Source organism: Pseudomonas sp. TWR2-1-1, assembly GCF_049897045.1.
In the GTDB taxonomy this organism is placed as follows: Bacteria; Pseudomonadota; Gammaproteobacteria; order Pseudomonadales; family Pseudomonadaceae; genus Aquipseudomonas; species Aquipseudomonas versuta.
Window position 1 is genome coordinate 77,084 of sequence record NZ_JAFCVM010000006.1, and the last position, 22,636, is coordinate 99,719.

A 22,636-nucleotide genomic window follows, 5' to 3' on the forward strand; every position below is an offset into this window, starting at 1 on the left:
GGCAGCGACTACGGGTGTTTATTGGCACTGGCTGCGCGATAGGCACCGGGGCCAACGCCGTACACCTTCTTGAATTGCCGGCTCAGATGGCTTTGATCGGCAAAACCCAATTGCGTAGCCACTTGCAGCGGTAAACAACCCTTTTTCAGCAAGGCGCGGGCGTGGGCAATACGTTGCTGCATCAGCCAGGTGTGCGGTGGCATGCCCGTCGCGCGTTGAAACACCCTGGCTAAATGGAACGCCGAGAGATTGACCGCTGCTGCCAGCTGTTCCAGGGAGGGCGGTTCGGCGAGACGTGTTTGCAGCAGCTCCTTGGCCTGACGTACGGCACGATGTTCAATGCCCGGCCTGGCCGGCATTGGCAGGCGGGCATGGCGATTGAGCAGCGCCAGCATCATTTGCCGCCAGACCGTTTGTTGATGCAGTGCCGACTCCGGGCCTTCGAGCAATTGGTGCAGCTGGCACAAGCCGCTGAACAGGTCCGGGTCGTGAATCAGGGTGTCATTGAAGGTCGGCAGGTGCATGCCAGGCAATCCGAGTTCTTCCAGCAGGCTGTGCAGTTGCGCGTTGTCGGGATAGAACGCCCGGTAGCGCCAGCCGGCCTCATGGCCTTTGTGCCCGTTGTGCACTTCGTCCGGATTGATCAGCACCAGGGTGCCGGAGCAAGCAAGATGTTCAGCCCCGCGATAGCGATAGCGCTGGGCACCGTCCATGATCATGCCGATCACAAAACCATCATGCACGTGGGGTACGAAGCGGTGTTCGATGTAGCGCGCGGTGAGCAATTCGACACCTGTCAGCGGTGGCGTTTGCCAGAATCGGATCGACTCACCCTGCTCGCTGCTCATTACGCCGATCCGGGCCTGAGGGCCGCCAGCCATTGCGGGATACGCCGTTCGAGGTAATAACCCGGGGTTTTCAGGGAGCCTTCGACAAACCCGACATGGCCACCTTTGGCGTGCAACTCAAGTGTGGTGCATGCCGACAGTTCGCTGGCCTCGGGGATACTGTGTTTGAACACGAACGGGTCGTCTTCGGCGTGGATAATCAGCGTGGGAGTGTTGATGGCGCCCAGGAAATACCGGCTTGAGGCGCGGCGGTAGTAATCATCGACATTCAGGTAGCCATTGAGCGGTGCCGTGACCCGGTCATCGAACTCCCAAAAGGTGCGCATTTTGCGCAGCGATTTTATGGAGCCCAGGTTTTCCAGCGTGGCCAGCGGCTCATGCCGGGCATCGTGGCGAAATTGACGCTGCTTGTTGGTGACATACACCAGCATTTCACGCATGAAATGTGCCTGGTAGACCTTGGAGAAACCCTGGCCAATCCGGTCGGCGCACTGGTCGAGGCGAAACGGCACCGACACTGCCACCGCGCCCTGCAAGCCACTCTCGCTGCCACTTTCACCCAGATATTTGAGCAGTACGTTGCCTCCCAGCGAGTAGCCCACCGCATACAGCGGCGCCAGAGGATGCGTGGCGCGCAAATGGGCCACGGCTGCCGCCAGGTCTTCGCTGGCGCCGGAGTGATAACTGCGCGCCAGCAGATTCGGCTCGCCGGAGCAGCCGCGCCAGTTCAGGGCGACACTGGTCCAGCCTTGCGTGGCAAGGGCCCGTTGCTGGCCGGCGACATAGTGTGAAGCCGATGAGCCGGTCAGCCCATGCAATACCAGCACTATGGGCGCATCGGATGAAGGTGCGCCGTGCCAGTCCAGATCGAGAAAGTCACCATCTGCCAGCCACAGGCGCTCGCGGCGGTGTTCAACCACCGGGCGGGTGCGCCACAGCGGCCCCCACAGCGTTTGTAAATGGGGGTTGCGCAGGCCATGGGCCGCCATGAAGGATTCAGGAGGAGATACAGGGACGCAGGGCACGGAAATTCTCTTACGCTAACTGATGCAGGATTGGGCTAGCTTGCCACAACAGCGGCCCGGGCCTGTAGTCGCTGACGAGGTGTGAGGCTGCGAAGGGGCCTGATGCACCACGGGGTTTAATAAACCCCGTGGTGCATGGCTTGTTACTCGGCGGCGGCTGTTGGCGCTGCTTCGCGCTCCCACAGGGCGTAATTCACGCCGCCGGCCTTTTGTTCACGGTGCAGGCGCCAGTTGGCAGGCAAGCCCAGCTCCGAAGGACGGCGCTCGCTTTCGGTGTAGATCCAGGCGTTTTCAGCCAGCCAGCCGTTCTGTTCCAGCAGGTCGCATGCAGGCTTGAGCAGGTCCAGGTTGAAGGGCGGGTCGAGGAACACCACGTCAAACACTTCGGTCGCAGGCGTTGCCAGGTAGTTCAGGGCATTGGTTTGCTGAACTTCACCGGTGGTGCAGCGCAGGATGCCCATGTTTTCGCGGATGTTGGAAATCGCATCGCGGTTGCTGTCCAGGGCCACGCCCTTGGCTGCGCCGCGTGACAGTGCCTCCAGGAACAGCGCGCCGCTGCCGGCAAACACGTCCAGCACCTTGGCGCCGACGATGTCCGGGGTCAGCCAGTTGAACAGGGTTTCACGTACACGGTCCGGCGTCGGGCGCAGACCTTCTACGTGGGGGAAGTCCAGCTTGCGGCTGCGCCATTCCCCGCCAATGATGCGTAACTGACCAGCACCCGAGTGCGATGTGTTTTTAGGCTTTGCCATTAATGCTCCGGAACCCCAAGAGGTTGCTCTGAAGGTTTATCGGTAGGAGGTGGCAGTGGTTTTTGCGGCACAGTTGGTCCGGCGGTCACTACGACCAGTTTGTCGGCGCTCAGGTGCTTGTTCATGGCGTCCTTGACCTGCTCTTTAGTCAGGCTTTGGGACTGCTGCATGAAGGTTTCCAGATAGTCCAGGGGCATATCATAGAAGCCCATTGCGCCCAGTTGGCCGACGATTGCCGCGTTGCTGGCATTTGACAGCGGGAAGCTGCCCGCCAATTCACGCTTGGCATCGTCGAGTTCTTTTTGCGTCGGACCATTTTTCAGGTAGTCGGTCAAAATGTCTTGCACCAGTTTGAGCGTGCCTTCGCTCAATTCGGCACGTGTCTGCAGGTTGATCATGAACGGCCCGCGAGCCTGCATCGGGCTGAAGCCGGAGTACACGCCGTAGGTCAGGCCGCGTTTCTCGCGTACTTCAGTCATCAGGCGCGTGCCGAAGCCACCGCCACCGAGGATGCTGTTACCCAGTGAGAGTGCGGCATAGTCCGGATCGTCGCGGTCAATGCCCAGCTGGGACAACAGCAGGTGGGTCTGCTTGGACGGAAATTCGATGTGGGTTTCGCCGGCCTTGGGTTCGGTGGGCTGTACGGTTTTGGCGACTGCAGGGCCTTTAGGCAGCGCGGCGGATACTTGAGCGGCGATGGCCTCGGCTTCTGCGCGAGACAGATCGCCAACGATTGCAATCACCGCGTTGCCGGCGGTGTAAGCCTTGTTGTGGAACGCCTTGAGCTGATCGATGGTCACCGCAGCGATGCTTTGAGCGGTGCCATCGCTGGCGTGGGCGTAAGGGTGATTGCCGTACAGACGCTTGAACAGTTCATCGCTGGCCAGCTTGCCCGGGTCCTGCTTTTGGTATTCAAAGCTGGCGAGCAACTGGTTTTTGATCCGTGCCAGAGAGTCGGCAGGAAAGGTTGGCTTGCCAACAACTTCGGCAAACAGGTTGAGCGCTGGTGTGCGCTTGGCCGGGTCACTCAAGCTGCGCAATGACACTACGGCCATGTCGCGATAGGCCCCGTTGCCGAAATCCGCACCCAGGCTTTCGAAGCCCTGGGCGATGGCGCCGACGTCCTTGCCTGCCACGCCCTCATTGAGCATGGCGTTGGTCAGCAGTGCCAGGCCCGGGGTGTTTTCGTCCTGGCTGCTGCCGGCGGCGAAGGTCAGGCGCAGATCGAACATCGGCAGCTCGCGGGCTTCAACGAACAGAACTTTGGAACCTTCGGCGGTTTTCCAGGTTTGTACATTTAATGCGCGATGGCTGGGTGCCTTGCCGTCCAGTTCGGCCAGAGATTCGAGCTTGTGCTCGGCCTTGGCCTGATCCATTGCCTGGCTGGCCACGGAGACCGAGGGGCTGACGAAATAGTAGCCGAGTAAGCCGGCCAGTATTGCAGCGCTCAGGCCGAGCAGGGCGTAGCGGGAACCTTTACGCTCACTCATGGGTTTTCTCCTCGGGCAGTACATGCGCAACGCTGAGGCGGTCGCGAGTGAAATAAGTACGGGCGGCTTGCTGGATATCGTCCGGAGTGACCTTTTGCAGGTCTTGCAGCTCGGTATCCATCAGCTTCCACGACAGGCCCACGGTCTCCAGCTGGCCAATCGAGGTGGCCTGGCTGGTGATCGAGTCGCGCTCATAAACCAGGCCTGCGATCACCTGGGCGCGTACGCGCTCCAGTTCCTGTGCCGATGGCGGGGTCTTTTTCAGGTCATCGAGCATGCGCCACAAGCCGGCTTCGGCCTGGGCCAGGGTCACCTTCTTCTGGCTATTGGGCATCGCCGAAAGCATGAACAGGCTGTCGCCACGGGTGAAGGCGTTGTAATTGGACGAAGCGCCGGATACCAGTTCTTCGCCGCGCTCCAGCTGGGTTGGCATGCGTGCGCTGTAGCCACCGTCCAGCAGTGCCGAAATGAGGCGCAGGGCGTTGGCAGTCACCGGGTCTTTGGCGGTGGCAATGCTTGGCACGTTGAAGCCCAGGATCAGGCTTGGCAGTTGGGTCTGCACGTGGATCTTGAGCAGGCGCTCACCGGGGGTTGGCAGTTCCAGCGGGACTTTGGCCACAGGCACTTCGCGTTTGGCCACCTGGCCGAAATAGCGCTGGGCCAAGGCTTTGACTTCATCCGGTGTTACGTCTCCCACCACCACCAGGGTGGCGTTGTTCGGTGCGTACCACTCTTCATACCAGGCGCGCAGTTCGCCAACGCTCATGCGCTCCAGGTCCACCATCCAGCCGATGGTCGGCGTGTGGTAGCCACTGGACGGGTAGGCCATGGCGCTGAACAGTTCGAAGGCCTTGCTCATCGGTTGATCGTCGGTACGCAGGCGGCGCTCTTCTTTAATGACCTCGATCTCGCGCTTGAACTCTTCAGGTGGCAAGCGAAGGCTGGCCATGCGGTCGGCTTCGAGCTCGAACGCCACACCCAGACGGTCGCGGGCCAATACCTGGTAATAGGCGGTGTAGTCATCGCTGGTGAAAGCGTTTTCCTGGGCGCCGAGGTCGCGCAGGATCAATGAGGCTTCACCGGGGCCGACCTTGTTACTGCCTTTGAACATCATGTGCTCAAGAGCGTGGGACAGGCCGGTCTTGCCGGGTGTCTCGTAACTGGAGCCGACCTTGTACCAGACCTGGGACACCACAACTGGCGCGCGATGGTCTTCGCGCACGATGACCTTCAGGCCATTGTCCAGGCGAAACTCGTGGGTCGGTTGCTGATCGGCCGCCAGGGCCGAAAGCGGGAGCAAAACTGTGCTGAGCAACAGGCCAGCAGCGCGGCGGGCTAGAGCATTCATTCGTTTTTAAACCTGTTGGGCTGCCCGCTTGGCCTTAGCGTCAGCGGGTGAGGAGGTGCTAGGATACTGATCCGTTTTACTGGCGGCCACGCCTATCAGGCCTTTGACGATCAGACGACGATTGATCGGGCAGTATAGGAGCCAGCCTGGAAGAGTGAATATATCCCGGTAAATTTAGCTTTTTTGCCGATTTTCCCGTTCCAGATCCGAGTTAAGACGAAGTTTCAGGGGTGTGCTTTACCCTCTGATCAAGTTGCGTGCGAACGAGCTGACAAAAAAACAGTCTGTTTCACACCGAATATTATTTGCCGGGGCGCCACGGTGGCGCTTCGCTACGATGAGATAGCCGTCCTCCATGTTTGGTTCCAACGACGACAAGAAGAACCCAGCTGCGGCTGGCGAGAAAAAAGGCCTGTTCGGATGGCTGCGCAGAAAGCCGCAGGAAACCGTCGTTGAGCAGCCCGCACCTGCACCCGAAATCACCCCTGAGCCGTTGATTGAGGCCACCCCGGTGGTTGTCGAGCCAACGCCTAAAGTGGTTGTGGTCGCCCCTGTTGAAGCGCCTCCCGCCCCTGAGCCATGGCCGCCGTTGCCGGTGCCCGAGGAGCCCGTCGCGCTGGTCGAGGACCCGCAGGCGCCGCATATCGTGCCTGCCATTCCTGAGCCGCAGATCGAGGTCGCGGTCAGCACTCCGGTCATCGCCCCGCAGCCGGTGGTCGAAGTGCTTGAGGTGGTTGAAACCTTCGTCGAGCCTGTTGCGCCAGAGCCAGAGCCAGAGCCAGAGCCAGAGCCAGTCGTAGTTGTTGAGCCCGAGGTTGTTGCAGTTGCTGTGGTCCCTGCTCCAGTGGTGGCTGTGCCGGCCGTTGTAATTGAACCTCCAGCTCCAGCTCCAGCTCCGCAAGCCAAGACCGGCTTCTTTGCCCGCCTCAAGCAGGGGCTGTCGAAAACCAGTGCCAGCATCGGCGAAGGCATGGCCAGCCTGTTCCTGGGCAAAAAAATCATCGATGACGATCTGCTTGACGAGATCGAAACCCGCCTGCTCACCGCCGACGTTGGTGTCGAGGCCACCTCGGTGATTATCAAAAACCTGACGCAAAAGGTTGCACGCAAGCAACTGACTGACGCCGATGCACTCTACAAGTCGTTGCAGGCCGAGCTGGCCGCCATGCTCAAGCCCGTTGAGCAGCCGCTGAAAATCGAAGCGAAAAACAAGCCATTCGTCATTCTGGTGGTCGGTGTCAATGGTGCGGGTAAAACCACCACCATCGGCAAACTGGCGAAAAAGCTCCAGCTCGAAGGCAAAAAAGTCATGCTTGCCGCCGGTGATACCTTCCGTGCGGCCGCGGTCGAGCAACTGCAGGTGTGGGGTGAGCGCAACAACATCCCGGTGATCGCCCAGCACACTGGCGCCGACTCGGCTTCGGTGATTTTTGACGCCGTGCAGGCAGCCAAAGCGCGCGGCATTGACGTGTTGATCGCCGATACTGCCGGACGCCTGCACACCAAAGACAACCTGATGGAAGAGCTGAAAAAAGTTCGCCGGGTCATCGGCAAGCTCGACGAAGACGCCCCGCACGAAGTTTTGCTGGTGCTGGATGCCGGTACCGGTCAGAACGCGATCAGCCAGACCAAACAATTCAATCAGACAGTGGCCCTTACCGGCCTGGCGCTGACCAAGCTTGATGGCACAGCCAAGGGCGGCGTGATCTTCGCCCTGGCCAAGCAGTTCAATATTCCTATTCGTTTTATCGGTGTCGGTGAAGGCATTGATGATCTACGGGACTTTGAGTCCGAACCCTTTGTCCAGGCTCTGTTTGCGGAGCGGGAGCGTCCATGATTCGTTTCGAGCAGGTCGGTAAACGCTATCCAAATGGACACGTGGGCCTGCACGAGCTGAGCTTTCGGGTCCGTCGCGGCGAGTTCCTTTTTGTAACCGGTCATTCCGGTGCAGGCAAAAGCACCCTGCTCAGGCTGCTTCTGGCAATGGAACGCCCGACCACCGGCAAACTGCTGCTGGCCGGGCAGGATCTGGGTCAGATCAGCAACGCGCAGATTCCTTTCCTGCGTCGCCAGATCGGTGTGGTGTTCCAGAACCACCAACTGCTGTTTGATCGCACGGTGTTCAACAACGTTGCCTTGCCACTGCAGATTCTCGGGCTGTCCAAGCCTGAAATCGCCAAGCGTGTCGACTCGGCACTTGAGCGTGTGGCGCTGTCGGACAAAACCGATCTGTACCCCGGCGACTTGTCTACGGGGCAGCAACAACGCGTCGGTATTGCCCGGGCCATCGTCCATCGTCCAGCATTGTTGCTGGCCGATGAACCCACCGGCAACCTCGACCCGCGTCTGGCGGCGGAAATCATGGGCGTATTTGAAGACATCAACCGTTTGGGCACCAGCGTGCTGATTGCCAGCCATGACCTGGCACTGATTGCGCGCATGCGCCACCGCATGCTCACCTTGCAACGCGGGCGGTTGATCGGTGACGGGGAGGCGGCGCAATGAGTGCGACACGCAGCTCCAAGGTTTCTGAGCGGGTAGCACCCAAGGCCGCAGATCCGCAGCCGGCCAAGAAAAAACACGACGATGACGATGGCCCGGGTTTCGGGATGTTGTTTCGGGCCTGGGTTGAAGCCCATCGCGCCAGTTTGCTCGACAGCCTGCGGCGTCTGGGCAAGCAACCGATTGGCAGCTTCTTTACCTGCCTAGTGATGGCGGTGGCACTGAGCCTGCCAATGGGCCTCTCACTGCTGCTTAACAACGTCGAGCGCCTGGGCGGTTCGTGGCAGCGCGCAGCACAGATTTCGCTGTACTTGCAGCTGGATGCCAACAGCTCGCAGGGCGAGCAATTGAGTAATCAGATAAAAGGTATGGCAGGCGTGGCTGACGCTGAATTTATCAGCCGCGAAAAAGCCCTTGATGAGTTCCAGCAGCAGTCCGGGTTGGGGGAAGCGCTTAAAGAGCTTCCGGATAACCCGTTGCCGGGGGTGGTGCTGGTGACCCCGAATGAGGTCGATAAAGCGACCCTTGAAGCCCTGCGCGAGCGTCTTTCGGAGTTGCCGAAGGTGCAGCAGGCGCAACTTGATCTAGTCTGGGTCGAGCGTCTGGCAGCCATTCTGAAACTGGGTGATCGTTTTGTGTTCGGCTTGACGGTCTTGCTGGTATCGGCTTTGCTGCTTGTTATTGGTAATACGATTCGTTTGCATATTGAGAATCGTCGTATCGAAATCGAAGTCATCAAGCTGGTCGGCGGTACAGACAGCTATGTGCGCAGGCCCTTTCTTTATATGGGCGCGCTTTATGGTTTTGGCGCCGGGGTGCTTTCCTGGGGCGTATTGGCATTCGGCTTGAACTGGCTCAACGACGCGGTTGTCGGGTTGGCCGGGTTATACGGCAGCAATTTTGCCCTGGCCGGTGTGCCGGTAGCCGATGGTCTGTCTCTCTTGCTTGGCGCGGTGCTGTTAGGGTATATCGGTGCATGGATTGCAGTAGCGCGTCACTTACGTGAGCTTTCGCCTAAGTAGTTTCTTTTTGCCTGTTGACCTTTTCAGCTTTTTTTGGGAACTTTTTTCTGAGTTTCCGGTCAACTTTCGCAGTGCTGAACTGCACGAGTTATGTGAGACGGAGGTTTATTCGTATGACCACTTCTTTGCAACCTGCGTATGCGTTGGTCCCAGGTGCGAACCTGGAGGCCTATGTCAACACGGTTAACAGCATTCCACTGCTGACACCCGAGCAGGAGCGTGAACTGGCCGAGAGTCTCTACTATGAGCAGGATCTTGGGGCGGCTCGGCAGATGGTGCTCGCCCACCTGCGTTTTGTTGTACACATTGCCCGTAGCTATTCGGGCTATGGCCTGGCTCAGGCTGACCTGATCCAGGAAGGCAATGTCGGCCTGATGAAGGCGGTCAAACGCTTTAACCCTGAAATGGGCGTGCGTCTGGTTTCGTTCGCCGTGCACTGGATCAAGGCAGAGATCCACGAGTTCATTCTGCGTAACTGGCGGATCGTGAAAGTCGCGACCACCAAAGCTCAGCGCAAACTGTTCTTCAACCTGCGCAGCCAGAAAAAACGTCTGGCCTGGTTGAACAATGATGAAGTTCATCGCGTGGCTGAAAGCCTCGGCGTAGAGCCTCGTGAAGTCCGCGAGATGGAAAGTCGGCTGACTGGCCATGACATGGCCTTCGACCCGGCAGCTGAGGCTGACGACGACAGCGCGTTCCAGTCGCCAGCCAACTACCTGGAAGACCACCGGTACGATCCGGCGCGCCAACTGGAAGATGCTGACTGGACCGATAACTCCAACACCAACCTGCATGAAGCGTTGGAAGTGCTTGATGATCGCAGCCGCGACATTCTGTATCAGCGCTGGCTGGCTGAAGAGAAAGCCACGCTGCATGACCTGGCACAGAAGTACAACGTGTCTGCCGAGCGGATTCGTCAGCTGGAAAAAAGCGCGATGAACAAGCTCAAACTGTCGATCGCCGCCTGAGTCGGCCCGACAAAAAAACGCCCCGGCTCTAACGAGTCGGGGCGTTTTTGTTTGTGCCGGTGGGAGTCGGGTCAGGCTTAATCGGCCCAGGGCGCCTTGCGCGAAGTGTTCAGTGAGTCGAGGTAGCTGTCGCCGCCCAACTGACGCATCTGTCGTTGAATCCAGCTGGCGCGGCGGCTGACGTAAGGGCTTGGTCGACTGGCACTCCAGTTGCGCGGATTGGGCAGCACGGCAGCCAGATAGCTGGCCTGCTGGCGTGACAATCGGGCGGCACTCACGCCAAAGTGATGCTGTGCCGCTGCCTCTGCACCAAATACCCCCTCATCCCATTCTGCGCTGTTGAGGTACACCTCGAGAATCCGCTGTTTGGGCCAGAGCACCTCGATCAACCCGGTGAACCAGGCCTCCAGCCCTTTGCGCAGCCAGCTTCGGCCCGACCAGAGAAACAGGTTTTTCGAGACTTGCTGGCTCAGGGTGCTGGCGCCGCGCAATGTCCCGCCCTGTTCGTTATGGGCGAAGGCGGCCCGGATGGCACTGAAATCAAAGCCCCAGTGCTCGGCGAATTTTTGATCCTCGCCGGCAATGACTGCGACTTTCAGCTCATTGGATATTTCATCCCACGGGCGCCAGCTGCGTTGCAGGTCTATTGGCTCACCGTCGAACCATGATTCGACCTTGCGTTCCACCATCAACGCGGTGCCGGGCGGCGGGACCCAGCGAAAGATCAATACCAGCAATGCGCTGCCCGCTGCGAACCAGAGCAGGGCTTTGAGAAAGCGATGAACAAGAATACGCAGCATAGATGGCTTGGCCGAACCCGTTGAGCGGGCCATTATACAGACCCTGCGCCATTCCATAGTCCTCACGGGAGTTAACCATGTTGCGCGTTTTTCTGATGCTGGCCGCCTTCTTCGGCTTTACCGGTGTGGCCCTTGGTGCATTCGCGGCTCATGGCCTGAAAAGTCGCTTGAGCGAGCAGTACCTGGCTATTTTTCATACAGGCGTTACCTACCAGCTGGTTCATACCCTGGCCTTGTTCGGGGTTGCCCTGTTAGCCGCCCAGCTGCCGGGACGTCTGGTGACGTGGGCCGGTATCTGCTTCGCGCTGGGCATTGTGCTGTTTTCCGGCAGTTTGTATCTGCTGACCCTGACGGGCATCAGCAAGCTGGGGATTATTACGCCCATCGGAGGTCTGGCTTTTCTGGCCGGGTGGCTATGCCTGGGTATCGCCGCCTGGCGCTTGAGCTAAGCCGGCAAGATGAATGGCTTGGGTCGGCCTGACTGATCGGGATAGAATGCTGGCCCCTTAAAATGAAGGCAGCGTCGCGCATGCGCATTCAGTTGAACGGTGAATCTTTCGAACTGCCGGACGGTGAGACCGTTGCGGGCCTGTTGGCACGTCAGGAACTGACCGGTCGCCGGGTGGCTGTCGAGCTTAATCTGGACATCGTCCCGCGCAGTCAGCACGCCGGGACGGTGCTCAAAGAAGGTGACCAGGTCGAAGTGGTACATGCCATCGGTGGTGGTTAGTCCCCCCGCTTGACCCCATTCCCGCGGTGTACACAATTAAAGAGGATTCCCGATGAGCAATGTTCGCAGCGACAAGCCTTTTATCCTGGCCGGCCGTACTTATCAGTCGCGTCTGTTGGTGGGGACCGGCAAATACCGTGACATGGAAGAAACCCGCCTTGCCATCGAGGCATCGGGTGCTGAAATCGTTACCGTCGCCGTGCGTCGCACCAACATCGGGCAAAACCCTGGCGAGCCTAACCTGCTCGACATCCTGCCGCCGGATCGCTACACCATCCTGCCAAACACGGCCGGTTGCTACGATGCGGTAGAAGCCGTGCGCACCTGCCGCCTGGCCCGTGAACTGCTAGACGGCCACAACCTGGTCAAGCTGGAAGTACTGGCAGATCAGAAAACCCTGTTCCCGAACGTGATCGAGACCCTCAAGGCCGCAGAAATTCTGGTCAAGGAAGGTTTCGACGTGATGGTGTATACCAGCGATGACCCGATCATCGCCCGCGAGCTCGAGGCCATGGGCTGCATCGCCGTGATGCCGCTGGCCGGGTTGATCGGCACCGGTCTGGGGATCTGCAATCCCTACAACCTGCGGATCATCCTTGAAGAAGCAAAAATCCCGGTGCTGGTGGATGCGGGCGTGGGCACTGCCTCCGATGCCACCATTGCCATGGAAATGGGCTGCGAGGCGGTGCTGATGAACTCGGCCATCGCCAATGCCCAGCACCCGATCATCATGGCCGAAGCCATGAAACACGCCATTGTGGCGGGCCGTCTGGCGTATCTGGCCGGACGCATGCCGAAAAAACTCTATGCCAGCGCCTCTTCGCCGCTGGATGGTCTGATCAAGTAAGAGCCACTGATGACTGAATCACTCGACACCCCAACCCCGGAAGAAGGCGAAGATCGCCAACACCGTCGCATCAAGAGTTTTGTGATGCGCGCCGGGCGCATGACCGAAGGCCAGCAACGCGGCCTTGACCAAGGTACGCCGCTGTACGTACTGCCGCTGGCTGATGCGCCGGTCGATTTCGACCAGGTATTCGGTCGCTCCGCGCCGCGTACCCTCGAAATCGGTTTCGGCATGGGCCACTCCTTGCTGGAAATGGCGGCTGCATCGCCTGAGCAGGACTTTATCGGGGTTGAGGTTCACCGTCCGGGTGTCGGCGCGCTGTTTAATGGCGTACTGACTCAAGGGCTGACCAACCTGCGGGTCTACGATTGCGATGCGATCGAAGTATTGACCCGGTGCGTGGCCGACAACAGCCTGGATCGCCTGCTGCTGTTCTTCCCGGACCCATGGCACAAGAGCCGTCACCACAAGCGACGCATCGTGCAGGCATCCTTTGCCGAGCTGGTGCGCTCCAAGCTCAAGGTCGGCGGCGTACTGCACATGGCGACCGACTGGGAGCCCTATGCCGAATACATGCTGGAAGTGATGAACGTCGCGCCGGGCTACCGCAACCTGGCCGAAGATGGCCGTTGCGTGCCGCGCCCGGCCGAGCGTCCGGTGACCAAGTTCGAACGCCGTGGCGAACGTCTTGGGCATGGCGTGTGGGATCTGAAGTTCGAAAAACTGTAAGCGCCAACCTTTGTGGGAGCTGGCTTGCCAGCGATAGCATCAACGCGGTCTGACTGTAAACCGCGTCGTCTGCATCGCCGGCAAGCCAGCTCCCACAATGTTTTCAGTCTTCGCATCAGCGCCGGTCAGCCACAACCCCGATCAAAACCAGCACCACCAGCAGCACCGGCGCCAGGCTGTAGTTGTTGAACTGGCTCAGGCCGCGTTCAACCCAGGGCGTGGCGTAGATCAGTGCCGCACCGCTGCCCACCAGGCACAACAGGGCCATCAAAGGCACGCGCAAGGCGCCGGCAATGCTTCCCAGGCGTTGCTCGACCCAGCCTTTGAAGTCGGCACCGAACAGCACCAGCAAGCAGCCGATCAGGGCCAGCGAGATCTCCGAGAGGTGGCTGCGGCTCCAGCGCGATACGGTAGCAAGCAGGTCTAGTACCAAGTCCATTTGAGTTCCTTAGATCAGAAAGTGCTGCAGCAAGTCGTTGAGAAACAGCTGGCCCCGGGCAGTCGCCGCCAGGCGTGACGGTTCGACCTGCAATAAGCCACTTTGTTCGGCAGCATCGCGTCCTGTTTTCAAGCTTTCGAGTGCCAGCCCGGTGCGCTCGGGGTAGAGCGCTGCGTCAACGCCATCGGTCAGGCGCAAGGCGTTCATTAGAAACTCAAACGGCAGTTCTTCAGCAGTCAGGACTTTCTCGCCTGCCTGAAAGTTTTTGCCCGGGTTCAGGTAGTCCTTCGGCAGACGGGTTTTCCAGGTGCGGATGATGCGGCCATCCGGATGGCTCAATTTGCCGTGGGCGCCAGCACCGATGCCGATAAAGTCGCCAAAGCTCCAGTAGTTGAGGTTGTGCCGCGCCGGGCGACCGGGCTGGGCGTAGGCTGAAACCTCGTACTGGGCGTAGCCGTGTTCAGCCAGCAATGCCTGGCCGGCTTCCTGAATATCCCACAGGGTGTCGTCTTCGGGCAGGATCGGCGGCTGGTTCCAGAACACCGTGTTGGGTTCCAGCGTCAGTTGGTACCAGGACAGGTGCGTCGGCTTCAGGGCGATAGCCTGGCGCAGATCGCTCAGGGCGTCGTCCAGCGACTGATCGGGCAAACCGTGCATCAAGTCCAGGTTGAAGTTGTCAAAGCCGGCCTGGCGGGCCATACCGGCCGCACGTACGGCTTCGTCACCGTTGTGGATGCGGCCCAGCGCTTCGAGCTTCTGCTGTTGAAAGCTCTGGATGCCGATCGACAGTCGATTGATCCCCAGCTTGCGGTAAGCCACGAACTTTTCCTGCTCGAAAGTACCGGGGTTGGCTTCCAGGGTGATTTCGATATCGCTGGCGAACGCAATTCGCGCTTCGACACCCTTGAGCAGGCGCCCCAGGGACTGGGCGCTGAACAGGCTTGGCGTCCCGCCGCCGAAGAAGATCGAACTCAACTCCCGGCCATAGACCGCATGCAGGTCTTGATCAAGGTCGGCCAGCAGTGCGTCGACGTATTCGTCTTCAGGCAACACCGGGCTGGCAGTATGGGAATTGAAGTCGCAATACGGGCATTTGCGTACGCACCACGGAATATGGATGTACAGCGACAGGGGCGGCAATTGTTTCAACGGTGCGCGGGGCGCCTGTTGAGTAAAGCCAGCCGCACCCAGATAGAGCGGCTGTGGAGGAGTATCGTGGGTCATTTCAGGCCCAGACGCTGACGCAGCAGGACCATGGCGCGGGCACGATGGCTCAGCTGGTTTTTTTCACCGGGGCTCAGTTCGGCGCTGGAGCAATTACGCTCGGGTACCCAGAACAACGGGTCGTAACCGAAGCCGTGCTCACCGCTGGCGGCAGGCAGAATACGCCCGTGCCACAGGCCTTCGCAGATGATCGGTAGCGGATCTTCGGCGTGGCGCACTAAGGCCAGAACGCAGACAAATTGCGCACCGCGTTCGGCTTCAGGTACGTCCTTGAGGGCGTCGAGCAGTTTGGCGTTGTTTGCCGCATCACCCTGGCCGTCGGCGTAACGTGCCGAATAAATACCCGGCGCCCCGCCGAGAAAATCCACCGCCAGCCCGGAGTCGTCGGCCAGTGCCGGCAAGCCCGAGATACGCGCGGCATTGCGCGCTTTAAGAATCGCGTTTTCAACGAACGACAAGCCGGTTTCTTCCGGTTCAACGCTGCTGAATTCTCCAATCGAGCGCAACTGCACCGACTCGCCGAGCATGGCCTGAAGTTCTTTGAGTTTGCCGGCGTTGTGGCTGGCCAGTACCAGTTGCGTGAAGTTGATCATTAGAGCGGAGCGACCTCTTGGGAATAATCGATGGATTTGGTTTCGCCGTTGACTTTGAGTTCGATATCGAAAATAAAGGTGGCAGGCTGATTGACCGGGAATTGCGCGAAGTAATCGATCGCACCCTTGTCATCAATCACTTGCTTGAAGGTCAGGGGCCTGGCTTTTTTCTCGCCTTCGACACGTACGGTGCCTTTGACGGTGGACGCGACTTTTTTACCCGCTGTGTCCAGATTGATATTCAGGCCGCCCAGCTGTTTGCTGCGTTCCAGTTTGTATTTGGCCGCAATTTCAGGCGACAGGAAGTCCGACATATAAGCGTTGTAATACACCTTGGTGCCGCCAACCGTGGCTTCACCTGCCGCCATTGCCTGCATGGCAAAGCACATTGAAAGCAGTAGCAATCCAATACGACCCATCGTCATTCTCCTTGAGCGCTGATTTAAACCGCGACCTGATGATCCTGAAGGCCGGGGCTGCTGACACGATAAATGCCAATCTCGCCCAACAGGTTAGGCCATAACTTGCTGGCCCACCCGTGGCGGTGCTGTTGATCTACAGCAAGGCGGTTGATCACCCGGGCTTCGCGACCACGGCACAGCTCTTCAAAGTCTTCGAAGGTGCAGAAGTGGATGTTTGGCGTGTTGTACCAGGTGTAAGGCAGAAACTCGGATACCGGCATCCGGCCCTTGCTGGCCAGGTACCAGCGGCAGCGCCAGTGCCCGAAATTGGGGAAGGTGATGATGCACTGGCGACCGACGCGCAGCATTTCGTCGAGAATCCGGTCGGGGTAGTGCACGGCTTGCAGCGCCTGGGTCATGACCACGATGTCGAAACTGTTGCTGGCGAAGTTGCCCAGCCCCTTGTCCAGATCCTGCTCGATGACGTTGATGCCTTTGGCCACGCACTCGGCGATGTTGTCCGGGTCGTTTTCCAGGCCGTAGCCGGTGACTTGCTTGTTGTCGCGCAGCCAGCTCAGCAGTTCGCCATCACCACAACCGAGGTCGAGCACGCGGCTGCCGGCGGGGATCCAGTCTTGGATGATTTCCAGGTCGGCTCTCATGGCGTTCTCACAGTTCTATGCGGTTCATGTAGTTGCTGAAGGCTTGCAGGTAGCGCGGAATCGGGATCAGGAAGGCGTCATGGCCTTGCGGAGCATCGATTTCCAGATAGCAGACGTCTTTCTTCGCCGCCATCAGGGCATCCACCAGTTCTCGCGAGCGAGCGGGCGAGAAGCGCCAGTCAGTGGTGAATGACATCACGCAAAAGCGCGCCTTGGCTGAGGCGAAGGTTTTGGCCAGGTCATCATCGAAGTTGGCCGCCGGGTCGAAGTAGTCCAGCGCCTTGGTCATCAGCAAGTAAGTGTTGGCATCAAAGCGCCCCGAGAACTCTTCGCCCTGATAACGCAGGTAGCTTTCAACCTGAAACTCCACGCTGTGGAAGTCGTAGTTGAGGTTTTCGTTCTTCAGGCCGCGACCAAACTTCTCACCCATCGAGTCATCGGACAGGTAGGTGATGTGCCCGACCATGCGCGCCAGCATCAGCCCGCGCTTGGGGATGACGCCTTTTTCCTGGAACGAACCGCCGTGGAATTCGGGGTCGGTAAGAATGGCTTGGCGGGCAACTTCGTTGAACGCGATGTTTTGCGCAGACAGTTTGGGTGCTGAGGCGATGGCCAGGCAATGACGCAGCCGGTCCGGGTAGCTGATGCTCCACTGCAGCGCCTGCATGCCGCCCAGGCTGCCACCGATGATGGCGGCCCACTGAGTGATACCCAGCCGGTCTGCCAGACGGGCCTGGCTGTGAACCCAGTCTTCAACGGTCAACACCGGGAAATCGGCACCAAACGGGCGACCGGTTTCGGGGTTGATGCTGCTGGGGCCGGTAGAGCCGTTGCAGCCGCCCAGATTGTTCAGGCTGACGACGAAGAACTTGTTGGTGTCGATCGGCTTGCCGGGCCCGATGCAACTGTCCCACCAGCCGGGCTTGCGCTCATCGATGCTGTGGTAGCCGGCAGCGTGATGGTGCCCGGAGAGCGCGTGACAGATCAGCACGGCATTGCTGGCCGTGGCATTGAGCTGGCCATAGGTTTCGTAAATCAGGTCATAGGCAGGCAGTGAACGGCCACAGGCTAAAGCCAGAGGTTCGCTGAAGTGCGCCATTTGCGGCACAACCAGACCAACGGAATCGGGGGGAAAGACGGCTGGCATCGACCCTGCTCTCTTTAAATGAGGCGTAAGTCTAATGAGCGGGGGAGTGGGCGGCAAGCAATGCTCCGGGCTGATTTCGGAGGCGCTTGAACACTGCCTTTGTGGGAGCTGGCTTGCCAGCGATGCAGTCGACAAGTTCGGCCTGGAACCCGCAATGATGCAATCGCCGGCAAGCCGGCTCCCACAGAAGAAACAGTATTCAGACTGGCTTTGTCAGACCCGGCAAATCCGGCAGTTTTTTCGGGCCGTGCAGGCGCACGCGCTTCTGCCGGTTGAGTTCACCGCTGATCAGGCTGACCTGACTTTTGGAGATACCGAACGCCTTGGCCAGAAAGGCCATCAGGTGGGCGTTGGCCTTACCTTCTACCGGCGGGGCAGTGAGGCGGATTTTCAGACGTTCACCATGCAGGCCGGCGAACTCGTCGCTGCTGGCCTTGGGTTGCAGGTGGCAGTCGAGAATCAGGTCCTCGCCGTCCCAGCGGAAGTAGCTCATCAGATCAGGCCGAACAACACGACCGGCATGCCGACATACATGGCCAATGGCGGGATCACATAGCTCTGGATCAACTGAATCACCATGAACGCGATGATAGGCGAGATATCCAGGCCGCCCATGCTTGGCAGCATGCGGCGGAACGGTGCCAGGGCCGGTTCGGTGATCTGATTGACCAGCTCGGCACCCGGGCTGTTACTGCCCGGTGCGACCCACGACAGGATCACACTGATGATCAGCGCAAAGAAGAACACCTTCAAGAACAGCGCGGTCACGCCAATGATGGCCCAGGCCAGCAGCCCCAGGATGTTGAACGACATGTAGCTGAGTGTCAGCACGATGGCGAAAATCACCATCTGCACGAGAATGGCCAGCACCAGCGATGACATGTCCAGGCCAAACAGGCTCGGAATCACGCGGCGCAAAGGCTTGAGCAGCGGCTGTGTGGCTTTGACCGTGAACTGGCACAGCGGGTTGTAGAAGTTGGCCCGCACCAGCTGCAGGATGAACCTCAGCAGGACGATCAGCAGGTAGAGGCTACCCAGGGTTTGAATCACGAAAATGGCGGCGCCATTAAGTCCAGACATCATGTGCTCCTTATTGACCCAGTTGTTCGGCCATTTCGGCCGAGCGGTGCGCGGCGGCACTCAATGCTTTTTCGACCGTGGCGGCAAAACCGTCGGCCTGGAATGATTTGATCGCAGCTTCAGTAGTGCCGGCGGGGGAAGTCACGCGGCGGCGCAACTCGGCGGCATCGACATCACTGCCTACGGCCATGTGCGCGGCGCCCAGAGCTGTCTGCTCGGCAAGCTGCTTGGCCACTTCGCGTGGCAGGCCGAGCTTGACGCCGGCGTCGGTCATGGCTTCGATCAGCAGGAAGAAATACGCAGGGCCGCTGCCGGACACAGCGGTGACGGCATCAATCTGGGCTTCGGTATCGACCCAGACTGCAATCCCGACGGCTGACAACAACTCTTCAGCCTGTTGACGCTGTTCGCCAGTCACGGCGGCAGTGGCGAACAGACCGCTTACGCCTTTACCCAGCAAGGCCGGGGTGTTGGGCATGCAGCGTACCAGCGGCTGGTTGCCCAGCCAGTTCTGCAGGCTGGTGCAGGTGATGCCTGCGGCAATCGAAATCAGCAACTGATGCGGTTTGAGGTGCGCCCGCAGGTCCTGACACACGGCTTTCATGACTTGAGGCTTGACCGCAATGACAATCACGTCGGCGTCCTGAACCGCCTGGGCATTGTCGGAAAACAGTTCGATACCGTGCTCGGCGGACACCCTGGCCCGGGTTTCGGCCCCCGGATCGCTGGCGCGGATCCGTGCAGCATCCAGACCTTTGGCCAGCAGGCCGCCGATCAGGCTGGAAGCCATGTTACCGGCCCCGATAAAGGCAATACGCATGTTGCTCATAACAGATCCTTATAAAAATTGAGGTCGGTCTTATCAGGCCTGGCCGTAATCGCGGGCACCAAACAGCGCGGTACCAATTCGCACCCAGGTGGCGCCTTGGGCAATGGCCGACTCCAGATCGTGGCTCATGCCCATGGAAAGCGTATCGAGCCCCAGGTTCAGGCTTTGTTGCAGATCACGTACTGTCGCAAAGGCGGCGTCCTGCTCGGCGCGGTTTTCAGTGGGCTCCGGTATGGCCATCAGGCCGCGCAACTTCAAGCGCGGCAAGGCGTTGATGGCGGCGGCCAGCGCAGGCAAATCCTGCGGGGTGCAGCCGGATTTGCTGGCTTCACCACTGACGTTGACCTGAATGCAGATATTGAGCGGCTCCAGATCAGCCGGTCGCTGTTCGGACAAGCGCTGGGCAATTTTCAGGCGGTCCACAGAGTGCACCCACGAAAAATGCTCGGCGATCTCGCGCGTCTTGTTCGATTGAATGGGGCCGATGAAGTGCCAACTCAAGGGCAGGTCGGCTAATTCGACCTGTTTGGCACGGGCCTCTTGCAGGTAGTTTTCGCCAAAGTCGCGAACCCCGGCGGCATAGGCCTCGCGCAGCGCTGCAGCGGGTTTGGTCTTGCTGACCGCGAGTAAGTGAATGCTCGTTACATCACGTTGCACAGCCAGTGCCGCGGCACGGATGCGCGCCTCAACTTCAGCGATGTTGTCAGCTATCGTGGACATTCGTTTAAGCCCGCCGTTGTGAAAGTCTGCGGCATTCTACTGGAATTGGGAGGGGGGATGGATATCGCCGACCTGTTGGCATTCAGCGCCGGTCACGGCGCTTCGGACGTGCACCTGTCAGCGGGTGTAGTGCCCATGCTGCGGGTCGATGGTGAGATGCAGCGTAGCGGGCTGCCGGTGTTGGCACCTGACCAGGTGCGGGCGCTAGTGCACAGCGTGATGACCCAGGCGCAACGCAGCGAGTTTGAGACCGGGCGCGAAGCCGATTTTTCTTGTGAAGTGGCTGGGCTGGGCCGGTTCCGGGTCAATGCCTTTGAACAACAGCGTGGCGCGGGGGCGGTGTTTCGCAGCATTGCTCAAGCGATACCGAGCCTTGAGTCACTTGGGCTGGGTGAGGTGTTCAGGCGGATTTGCCACCTGTCTCACGGTCTGGTCCTGGTGACCGGTGCCACTGGCTCCGGTAAATCGACGACCCTGGCTGCGATGATCGACCACCTTAACAGTACCCGCCAGCAGCACATTCTCAGCATTGAAGACCCGATTGAATTCATCCACGAACCTCGCCAGAGCCTGATCAACCAGCGTGAAGTGCACCGTGACACCCACAGTTTTGCCGCTGCGTTGCGCTCGGCGCTGCGAGAAGACCCGGACGTGATCATGCTGGGCGAAATGCGCGACCTCGAGACCATCCGGCTGGCACTGACTGCGGCGGAAACCGGGCACCTGGTATTGGCCACGCTGCATACCTCTTCGGCGACCAGGACCATTGACCGGGTGGTGGATGTGTTCCCGGCAGAAGAAAAGGCCATGGTGCGCACCATGCTGTCTGAATCACTGCAGGCGGTGATTTCCCAGACGCTGGTCAAGAAAGTTGGCGGGGGCAGGGTTGCGGCTCACGAGATCATGCTGGCGACGCCTGCAATCAGGAACCTGATACGGGAAAACAAGGTTGCGCAGATGGTTTCTGCGATCCAGACCGGCGCAGCGGTTGGCATGCAGACGCTGGAGATGAGCCTGAAAAGGCTGAGGGGGGCGGGGATAATTTGTTGAAGCAACCCTTATGGGAGCTGGCAATTCAGCTCCCATAACATCAGGAAAGACAGCTTAGCGCTGGACAACCTGCAGACTGGTTTTCTCTTTCGGCAGTACGCGCTTGGCGACTACGTAGTGGCTCTGCCAGTAAGGCTTTTTAAGGGTGTCGATGGTGACCGACTTGCCGCGACGTGGTGCGTGGATAAACCGGTCGTTGCCCAGGTAGATGGCGACGTGATTAACCTTGCGACTCTTGATGTTGAAGAACAGCAGGTCGCCGGGTTTCAGATCCTTGCGTTCGACCTTTTGCCCGTGGCCGCTGGCCATTTCGCTGGAGGTACGTGGCAAATCAACCGCTGCAACGTCATTAAAGGCGTATTTGACCAGCCCGCTGCAATCAAACCCTTTACTTGGGCTGCTGCCGCCCCAACGATACGGGGTGCCCAACACGTTTACGGCGCGGCTCAATACCGTGCTGCTTTGCTTGTTGGCGGCGGCCAGCGAAGCGGTCGCAATTTTGCCCGGGGCTTTGCGATGAGCTTTGCTGGACGCTGGACGTGCTACGGTTTTGTTGGTGGTCTTGCTGTTAGTGGCAACAAAAGCAGCGCCCGCAGATGATTTTGCGGTGTAGCCAGTGAAGCCCGAAGGAAGATGTTGCTCACGATTGGTGGCGTGGGCGGCCAGTGGCATTAATAGGCAAATGGTTAGCCATGTCTTGAATATAGGACGCATTCGGCAGGGCTCTATGGTGGTAAGCGCGAAACTTTATAACAGCTTTTTTGTCCTTTCTCAGTCCGTTTGTCGATTGGACCCTGGGGTCAAAAAGCATAAATGTGCTGGCAAAATGTCGCATGCCAACAGTGCAGGTCAGGTGGTACAAGGCTTTGCGTCATTTTTTGTAAGACACTTTTACCGGTTGCGAGACAGTAAAAAAGTCACAAAAAAATTCACAATATTTTTCTATCAGCACCAAAGAGGGCATTTATGAGCGGCTATCGAGACGATGTACAACGCGATACCCACAGCAAGGTGCTGGGTTATTTGCTGTGGATTTTTGGTTTTCTGGGGGCGCATCGCTTCTATTACGGCAAGCCGGTGACCGGGACGATCTGGTTTTTTACCCTGGGCTTGTTGGGTATTGGCTGGCTGATCGACCTGTTCCTGATCCCGAGCATGGATCGCGAAGCCGATCTGCGCTTTACCTCGGGTGATACCGATTACAGCGTGGCCTGGATTCTGCTGACCTTCTTGGGTGTATTCGGGGTGCACCGCATGTACATGGGCAAATGGATCACCGGGATCATCTACCTCTTTACCGGCGGTTTGTTTCTGGTCGGTATCCTTTACGACTTCTGGACCCTGAACGAACAGATTTCGATCAAGAACGCCGAGCGTCGTTAACAAACACCGCAAAACAGGCAGGAGCGAGCCTGCTCGATCTTTTAAAC

General features: G+C 59.1%; 27 protein-coding genes. 10 read left to right on the forward strand and 17 right to left on the reverse strand.

All coding sequences use genetic code 11. The annotated features are described in order from the left end of the window. Nucleotides 1-8 precede the first annotated feature (8 nt). The 5 genes from ACP7BO_RS16440 to ACP7BO_RS16460 all read right to left on the reverse strand — a co-directional run bounded on the left by ACP7BO_RS16440 (nucleotide 9) and on the right by ACP7BO_RS16460 (nucleotide 5,463). Nucleotides 9-848, reverse strand: coding sequence for an AraC family ligand binding domain-containing protein (locus ACP7BO_RS16440; protein ID WP_426211492.1), 840 nt, complete (start codon nucleotides 846-848; stop codon nucleotides 9-11). Next, the gene (locus ACP7BO_RS16445) at nucleotides 848-1,837 is read right to left on the reverse strand and encodes a hydrolase (protein ID WP_426211730.1); all 990 of its coding nucleotides are present in this window, start codon (nucleotides 1,835-1,837) and stop codon (nucleotides 848-850) included. The genes ACP7BO_RS16440 and ACP7BO_RS16445 overlap by 1 nt, the downstream gene beginning before the upstream one ends. Nucleotides 1,838-2,016: 179 nt before the next feature. Next, a complete protein-coding gene (gene rsmD, locus ACP7BO_RS16450; RefSeq protein ID WP_060696568.1) occupies nucleotides 2,017-2,625 on the reverse strand; it encodes a 16S rRNA (guanine(966)-N(2))-methyltransferase RsmD in 609 nt (202 codons plus the stop codon). Further along, on the reverse strand, nucleotides 2,625-4,115 hold the full coding sequence (locus tag ACP7BO_RS16455) for a M16 family metallopeptidase (protein ID WP_426211494.1): 1,491 nt from the start codon (nucleotides 4,113-4,115) through the stop codon (nucleotides 2,625-2,627). The genes rsmD and ACP7BO_RS16455 overlap by 1 nt, the downstream gene beginning before the upstream one ends. Then, nucleotides 4,108-5,463 carry a M16 family metallopeptidase gene (locus tag ACP7BO_RS16460; RefSeq protein WP_060696570.1) on the reverse strand — a complete coding sequence of 452 codons (1,356 nt, stop codon included), beginning with the start codon at nucleotides 5,461-5,463 and terminating at the stop codon, nucleotides 4,108-4,110. Before ACP7BO_RS16460 ends, ACP7BO_RS16455 begins: the two co-directional genes overlap by 8 nt. A 355-nt stretch (nucleotides 5,464-5,818) precedes the next feature. Between ACP7BO_RS16460 and ftsY the strand changes: the two genes are divergently transcribed. The 4 genes from ftsY to rpoH all read left to right on the forward strand — a co-directional run bounded on the left by ftsY (nucleotide 5,819) and on the right by rpoH (nucleotide 9,955). Continuing rightward, nucleotides 5,819-7,300: a signal recognition particle-docking protein FtsY gene (ftsY, locus tag ACP7BO_RS16465; RefSeq protein WP_426211496.1), complete on the forward strand. Its 1,482-nt coding sequence runs from the start codon at nucleotides 5,819-5,821 to the stop codon at nucleotides 7,298-7,300. Further along, nucleotides 7,297-7,968, forward strand: a complete 672-nt coding sequence (gene ftsE / locus ACP7BO_RS16470) for a cell division ATP-binding protein FtsE (RefSeq protein WP_004419735.1) — start codon at nucleotides 7,297-7,299, stop codon at nucleotides 7,966-7,968. Before ftsY ends, ftsE begins: the two co-directional genes overlap by 4 nt. Next, entirely contained in the window at nucleotides 7,965-8,987 is a 1,023-nt protein-coding gene (gene ftsX, locus ACP7BO_RS16475) for a permease-like cell division protein FtsX (protein ID WP_060696572.1), read from the forward strand. The genes ftsE and ftsX overlap by 4 nt, the downstream gene beginning before the upstream one ends. Before the next feature lie 113 nt (nucleotides 8,988-9,100). After that, nucleotides 9,101-9,955: an RNA polymerase sigma factor RpoH gene (gene rpoH, locus ACP7BO_RS16480; protein ID WP_060696573.1), complete on the forward strand. Its 855-nt coding sequence runs from the start codon at nucleotides 9,101-9,103 to the stop codon at nucleotides 9,953-9,955. 77 nt (nucleotides 9,956-10,032) lie between these two features. On the opposite strand, the gene mtgA is transcribed toward rpoH, so the two are convergent. Then, nucleotides 10,033-10,755: a monofunctional biosynthetic peptidoglycan transglycosylase gene (mtgA, locus tag ACP7BO_RS16485; protein ID WP_171970567.1), complete on the reverse strand. Its 723-nt coding sequence runs from the start codon at nucleotides 10,753-10,755 to the stop codon at nucleotides 10,033-10,035. 77 nt (nucleotides 10,756-10,832) lie between these two features. Here mtgA and ACP7BO_RS16490 point away from each other — a divergent pair, with 77 nt between their 5' ends. The 4 genes from ACP7BO_RS16490 (at nucleotide 10,833) to trmB (ending at nucleotide 13,061) form a co-directional block, all read left to right on the forward strand. Then, nucleotides 10,833-11,204, forward strand: a complete 372-nt coding sequence (locus tag ACP7BO_RS16490; protein WP_426211500.1) for a DUF423 domain-containing protein — start codon at nucleotides 10,833-10,835, stop codon at nucleotides 11,202-11,204. 80 nt (nucleotides 11,205-11,284) lie between these two features. After that, nucleotides 11,285-11,485, forward strand: coding sequence for a sulfur carrier protein ThiS (thiS, locus tag ACP7BO_RS16495; protein WP_060696576.1), 201 nt, complete (start codon nucleotides 11,285-11,287; stop codon nucleotides 11,483-11,485). 52 nt (nucleotides 11,486-11,537) lie between these two features. Further along, the gene (locus ACP7BO_RS16500) at nucleotides 11,538-12,332 is read left to right on the forward strand and encodes a thiazole synthase (protein ID WP_004419719.1); all 795 of its coding nucleotides are present in this window, start codon (nucleotides 11,538-11,540) and stop codon (nucleotides 12,330-12,332) included. Between the two features lie 9 nt (nucleotides 12,333-12,341). Beyond that, a complete protein-coding gene (gene trmB / locus ACP7BO_RS16505; protein ID WP_426211502.1) occupies nucleotides 12,342-13,061 on the forward strand; it encodes a tRNA (guanosine(46)-N7)-methyltransferase TrmB in 720 nt (239 codons plus the stop codon). A 115-nt stretch (nucleotides 13,062-13,176) separates the two neighbouring features. Here the strand turns inward: trmB and ACP7BO_RS16510 are convergent, their stop codons facing one another. The 10 genes from ACP7BO_RS16510 to ACP7BO_RS16555 form a co-directional block, all read right to left on the reverse strand. After that, nucleotides 13,177-13,500, reverse strand: a complete 324-nt coding sequence (locus ACP7BO_RS16510; protein ID WP_060696578.1) for a DUF3392 domain-containing protein — start codon at nucleotides 13,498-13,500, stop codon at nucleotides 13,177-13,179. Nucleotides 13,501-13,509: 9 nt separating this feature from the next. Continuing rightward, entirely contained in the window at nucleotides 13,510-14,724 is a 1,215-nt protein-coding gene (gene hemW / locus ACP7BO_RS16515) for a radical SAM family heme chaperone HemW (protein ID WP_397455482.1), read from the reverse strand. Beyond that, entirely contained in the window at nucleotides 14,721-15,317 is a 597-nt protein-coding gene (gene rdgB, locus ACP7BO_RS16520) for an RdgB/HAM1 family non-canonical purine NTP pyrophosphatase (protein ID WP_397455483.1), read from the reverse strand. The genes hemW and rdgB overlap by 4 nt, the downstream gene beginning before the upstream one ends. Further along, on the reverse strand, nucleotides 15,317-15,736 hold the full coding sequence (locus ACP7BO_RS16525; RefSeq protein ID WP_060696581.1) for a DUF4426 domain-containing protein: 420 nt from the start codon (nucleotides 15,734-15,736) through the stop codon (nucleotides 15,317-15,319). The genes rdgB and ACP7BO_RS16525 overlap by 1 nt, the downstream gene beginning before the upstream one ends. A gap of 23 nt (nucleotides 15,737-15,759) precedes the next feature. Continuing rightward, the gene (gene metW, locus ACP7BO_RS16530) at nucleotides 15,760-16,380 is read right to left on the reverse strand and encodes a methionine biosynthesis protein MetW (RefSeq protein ID WP_004419699.1); all 621 of its coding nucleotides are present in this window, start codon (nucleotides 16,378-16,380) and stop codon (nucleotides 15,760-15,762) included. A gap of 7 nt (nucleotides 16,381-16,387) precedes the next feature. After that, the gene (metX, locus tag ACP7BO_RS16535) at nucleotides 16,388-17,527 is read right to left on the reverse strand and encodes a homoserine O-succinyltransferase MetX (RefSeq protein WP_060696582.1); all 1,140 of its coding nucleotides are present in this window, start codon (nucleotides 17,525-17,527) and stop codon (nucleotides 16,388-16,390) included. Between the two features lie 199 nt (nucleotides 17,528-17,726). Beyond that, entirely contained in the window at nucleotides 17,727-18,020 is a 294-nt protein-coding gene (locus ACP7BO_RS16540) for a DUF167 domain-containing protein (RefSeq protein WP_060696583.1), read from the reverse strand. Then, entirely contained in the window at nucleotides 18,020-18,607 is a 588-nt protein-coding gene (locus ACP7BO_RS16545) for a YggT family protein (protein WP_397455486.1), read from the reverse strand. The genes ACP7BO_RS16540 and ACP7BO_RS16545 overlap by 1 nt, the downstream gene beginning before the upstream one ends. Nucleotides 18,608-18,617: 10 nt before the next feature. Further along, nucleotides 18,618-19,436 carry a pyrroline-5-carboxylate reductase gene (proC, locus tag ACP7BO_RS16550; protein ID WP_426211508.1) on the reverse strand — a complete coding sequence of 273 codons (819 nt, stop codon included), beginning with the start codon at nucleotides 19,434-19,436 and terminating at the stop codon, nucleotides 18,618-18,620. A gap of 33 nt (nucleotides 19,437-19,469) precedes the next feature. Continuing rightward, the gene (locus tag ACP7BO_RS16555) at nucleotides 19,470-20,156 is read right to left on the reverse strand and encodes a YggS family pyridoxal phosphate-dependent enzyme (RefSeq protein ID WP_060696586.1); all 687 of its coding nucleotides are present in this window, start codon (nucleotides 20,154-20,156) and stop codon (nucleotides 19,470-19,472) included. 57 nt (nucleotides 20,157-20,213) lie between these two features. Here ACP7BO_RS16555 and ACP7BO_RS16560 point away from each other — a divergent pair, with 57 nt between their 5' ends. After that, nucleotides 20,214-21,206 carry a type IV pilus twitching motility protein PilT gene (locus ACP7BO_RS16560; protein WP_426211510.1) on the forward strand — a complete coding sequence of 331 codons (993 nt, stop codon included), beginning with the start codon at nucleotides 20,214-20,216 and terminating at the stop codon, nucleotides 21,204-21,206. Between the two features lie 54 nt (nucleotides 21,207-21,260). Here the strand turns inward: ACP7BO_RS16560 and ACP7BO_RS16565 are convergent, their stop codons facing one another. After that, nucleotides 21,261-21,920, reverse strand: coding sequence for a C40 family peptidase (locus ACP7BO_RS16565; RefSeq protein WP_060696588.1), 660 nt, complete (start codon nucleotides 21,918-21,920; stop codon nucleotides 21,261-21,263). A 252-nt stretch (nucleotides 21,921-22,172) separates the two neighbouring features. Between ACP7BO_RS16565 and ACP7BO_RS16570 the strand changes: the two genes are divergently transcribed. After that, nucleotides 22,173-22,589: an NINE protein gene (locus ACP7BO_RS16570; protein WP_060696589.1), complete on the forward strand. Its 417-nt coding sequence runs from the start codon at nucleotides 22,173-22,175 to the stop codon at nucleotides 22,587-22,589. Nucleotides 22,590-22,636: the final 47 nt, after the last annotated feature.

What these genes read in the sequence shown, in the direction of transcription:
- ACP7BO_RS16440 (WP_426211492.1), bottom strand. Translation starts at nt 848, where the DNA reads ATGAGCAGCGAGCAGGGTGAGTCGATCCGATTCTGGCAAACGCCACCG.
- ACP7BO_RS16445 (WP_426211730.1), bottom strand. Translation starts at nt 1,837, where the DNA reads ATGGCGGCCCATGGCCTGCGCAACCCCCATTTACAAACGCTGTGGGGG.
- rsmD (WP_060696568.1), bottom strand. Translation starts at nt 2,625, where the DNA reads ATGGCAAAGCCTAAAAACACATCGCACTCGGGTGCTGGTCAGTTACGC.
- ACP7BO_RS16455 (WP_426211494.1), bottom strand. Translation starts at nt 4,115, where the DNA reads ATGAGTGAGCGTAAAGGTTCCCGCTACGCCCTGCTCGGCCTGAGCGCT.
- ACP7BO_RS16460 (WP_060696570.1), bottom strand. Translation starts at nt 5,463, where the DNA reads ATGAATGCTCTAGCCCGCCGCGCTGCTGGCCTGTTGCTCAGCACAGTT.
- ftsY (WP_426211496.1), top strand. Translation starts at nt 5,819, where the DNA reads ATGTTTGGTTCCAACGACGACAAGAAGAACCCAGCTGCGGCTGGCGAG.
- ftsE (WP_004419735.1), top strand. Translation starts at nt 7,297, where the DNA reads ATGATTCGTTTCGAGCAGGTCGGTAAACGCTATCCAAATGGACACGTG.
- ftsX (WP_060696572.1), top strand. Translation starts at nt 7,965, where the DNA reads ATGAGTGCGACACGCAGCTCCAAGGTTTCTGAGCGGGTAGCACCCAAG.
- rpoH (WP_060696573.1), top strand. Translation starts at nt 9,101, where the DNA reads ATGACCACTTCTTTGCAACCTGCGTATGCGTTGGTCCCAGGTGCGAAC.
- mtgA (WP_171970567.1), bottom strand. Translation starts at nt 10,755, where the DNA reads ATGCTGCGTATTCTTGTTCATCGCTTTCTCAAAGCCCTGCTCTGGTTC.
- ACP7BO_RS16490 (WP_426211500.1), top strand. Translation starts at nt 10,833, where the DNA reads ATGTTGCGCGTTTTTCTGATGCTGGCCGCCTTCTTCGGCTTTACCGGT.
- thiS (WP_060696576.1), top strand. Translation starts at nt 11,285, where the DNA reads ATGCGCATTCAGTTGAACGGTGAATCTTTCGAACTGCCGGACGGTGAG.
- ACP7BO_RS16500 (WP_004419719.1), top strand. Translation starts at nt 11,538, where the DNA reads ATGAGCAATGTTCGCAGCGACAAGCCTTTTATCCTGGCCGGCCGTACT.
- trmB (WP_426211502.1), top strand. Translation starts at nt 12,342, where the DNA reads ATGACTGAATCACTCGACACCCCAACCCCGGAAGAAGGCGAAGATCGC.
- ACP7BO_RS16510 (WP_060696578.1), bottom strand. Translation starts at nt 13,500, where the DNA reads ATGGACTTGGTACTAGACCTGCTTGCTACCGTATCGCGCTGGAGCCGC.
- hemW (WP_397455482.1), bottom strand. Translation starts at nt 14,724, where the DNA reads ATGACCCACGATACTCCTCCACAGCCGCTCTATCTGGGTGCGGCTGGC.
- rdgB (WP_397455483.1), bottom strand. Translation starts at nt 15,317, where the DNA reads ATGATCAACTTCACGCAACTGGTACTGGCCAGCCACAACGCCGGCAAA.
- ACP7BO_RS16525 (WP_060696581.1), bottom strand. Translation starts at nt 15,736, where the DNA reads ATGGGTCGTATTGGATTGCTACTGCTTTCAATGTGCTTTGCCATGCAG.
- metW (WP_004419699.1), bottom strand. Translation starts at nt 16,380, where the DNA reads ATGAGAGCCGACCTGGAAATCATCCAAGACTGGATCCCCGCCGGCAGC.
- metX (WP_060696582.1), bottom strand. Translation starts at nt 17,527, where the DNA reads ATGCCAGCCGTCTTTCCCCCCGATTCCGTTGGTCTGGTTGTGCCGCAA.
- ACP7BO_RS16540 (WP_060696583.1), bottom strand. Translation starts at nt 18,020, where the DNA reads ATGAGCTACTTCCGCTGGGACGGCGAGGACCTGATTCTCGACTGCCAC.
- ACP7BO_RS16545 (WP_397455486.1), bottom strand. Translation starts at nt 18,607, where the DNA reads ATGTCTGGACTTAATGGCGCCGCCATTTTCGTGATTCAAACCCTGGGT.
- proC (WP_426211508.1), bottom strand. Translation starts at nt 19,436, where the DNA reads ATGAGCAACATGCGTATTGCCTTTATCGGGGCCGGTAACATGGCTTCC.
- ACP7BO_RS16555 (WP_060696586.1), bottom strand. Translation starts at nt 20,156, where the DNA reads ATGTCCACGATAGCTGACAACATCGCTGAAGTTGAGGCGCGCATCCGT.
- ACP7BO_RS16560 (WP_426211510.1), top strand. Translation starts at nt 20,214, where the DNA reads ATGGATATCGCCGACCTGTTGGCATTCAGCGCCGGTCACGGCGCTTCG.
- ACP7BO_RS16565 (WP_060696588.1), bottom strand. Translation starts at nt 21,920, where the DNA reads ATGCGTCCTATATTCAAGACATGGCTAACCATTTGCCTATTAATGCCA.
- ACP7BO_RS16570 (WP_060696589.1), top strand. Translation starts at nt 22,173, where the DNA reads ATGAGCGGCTATCGAGACGATGTACAACGCGATACCCACAGCAAGGTG.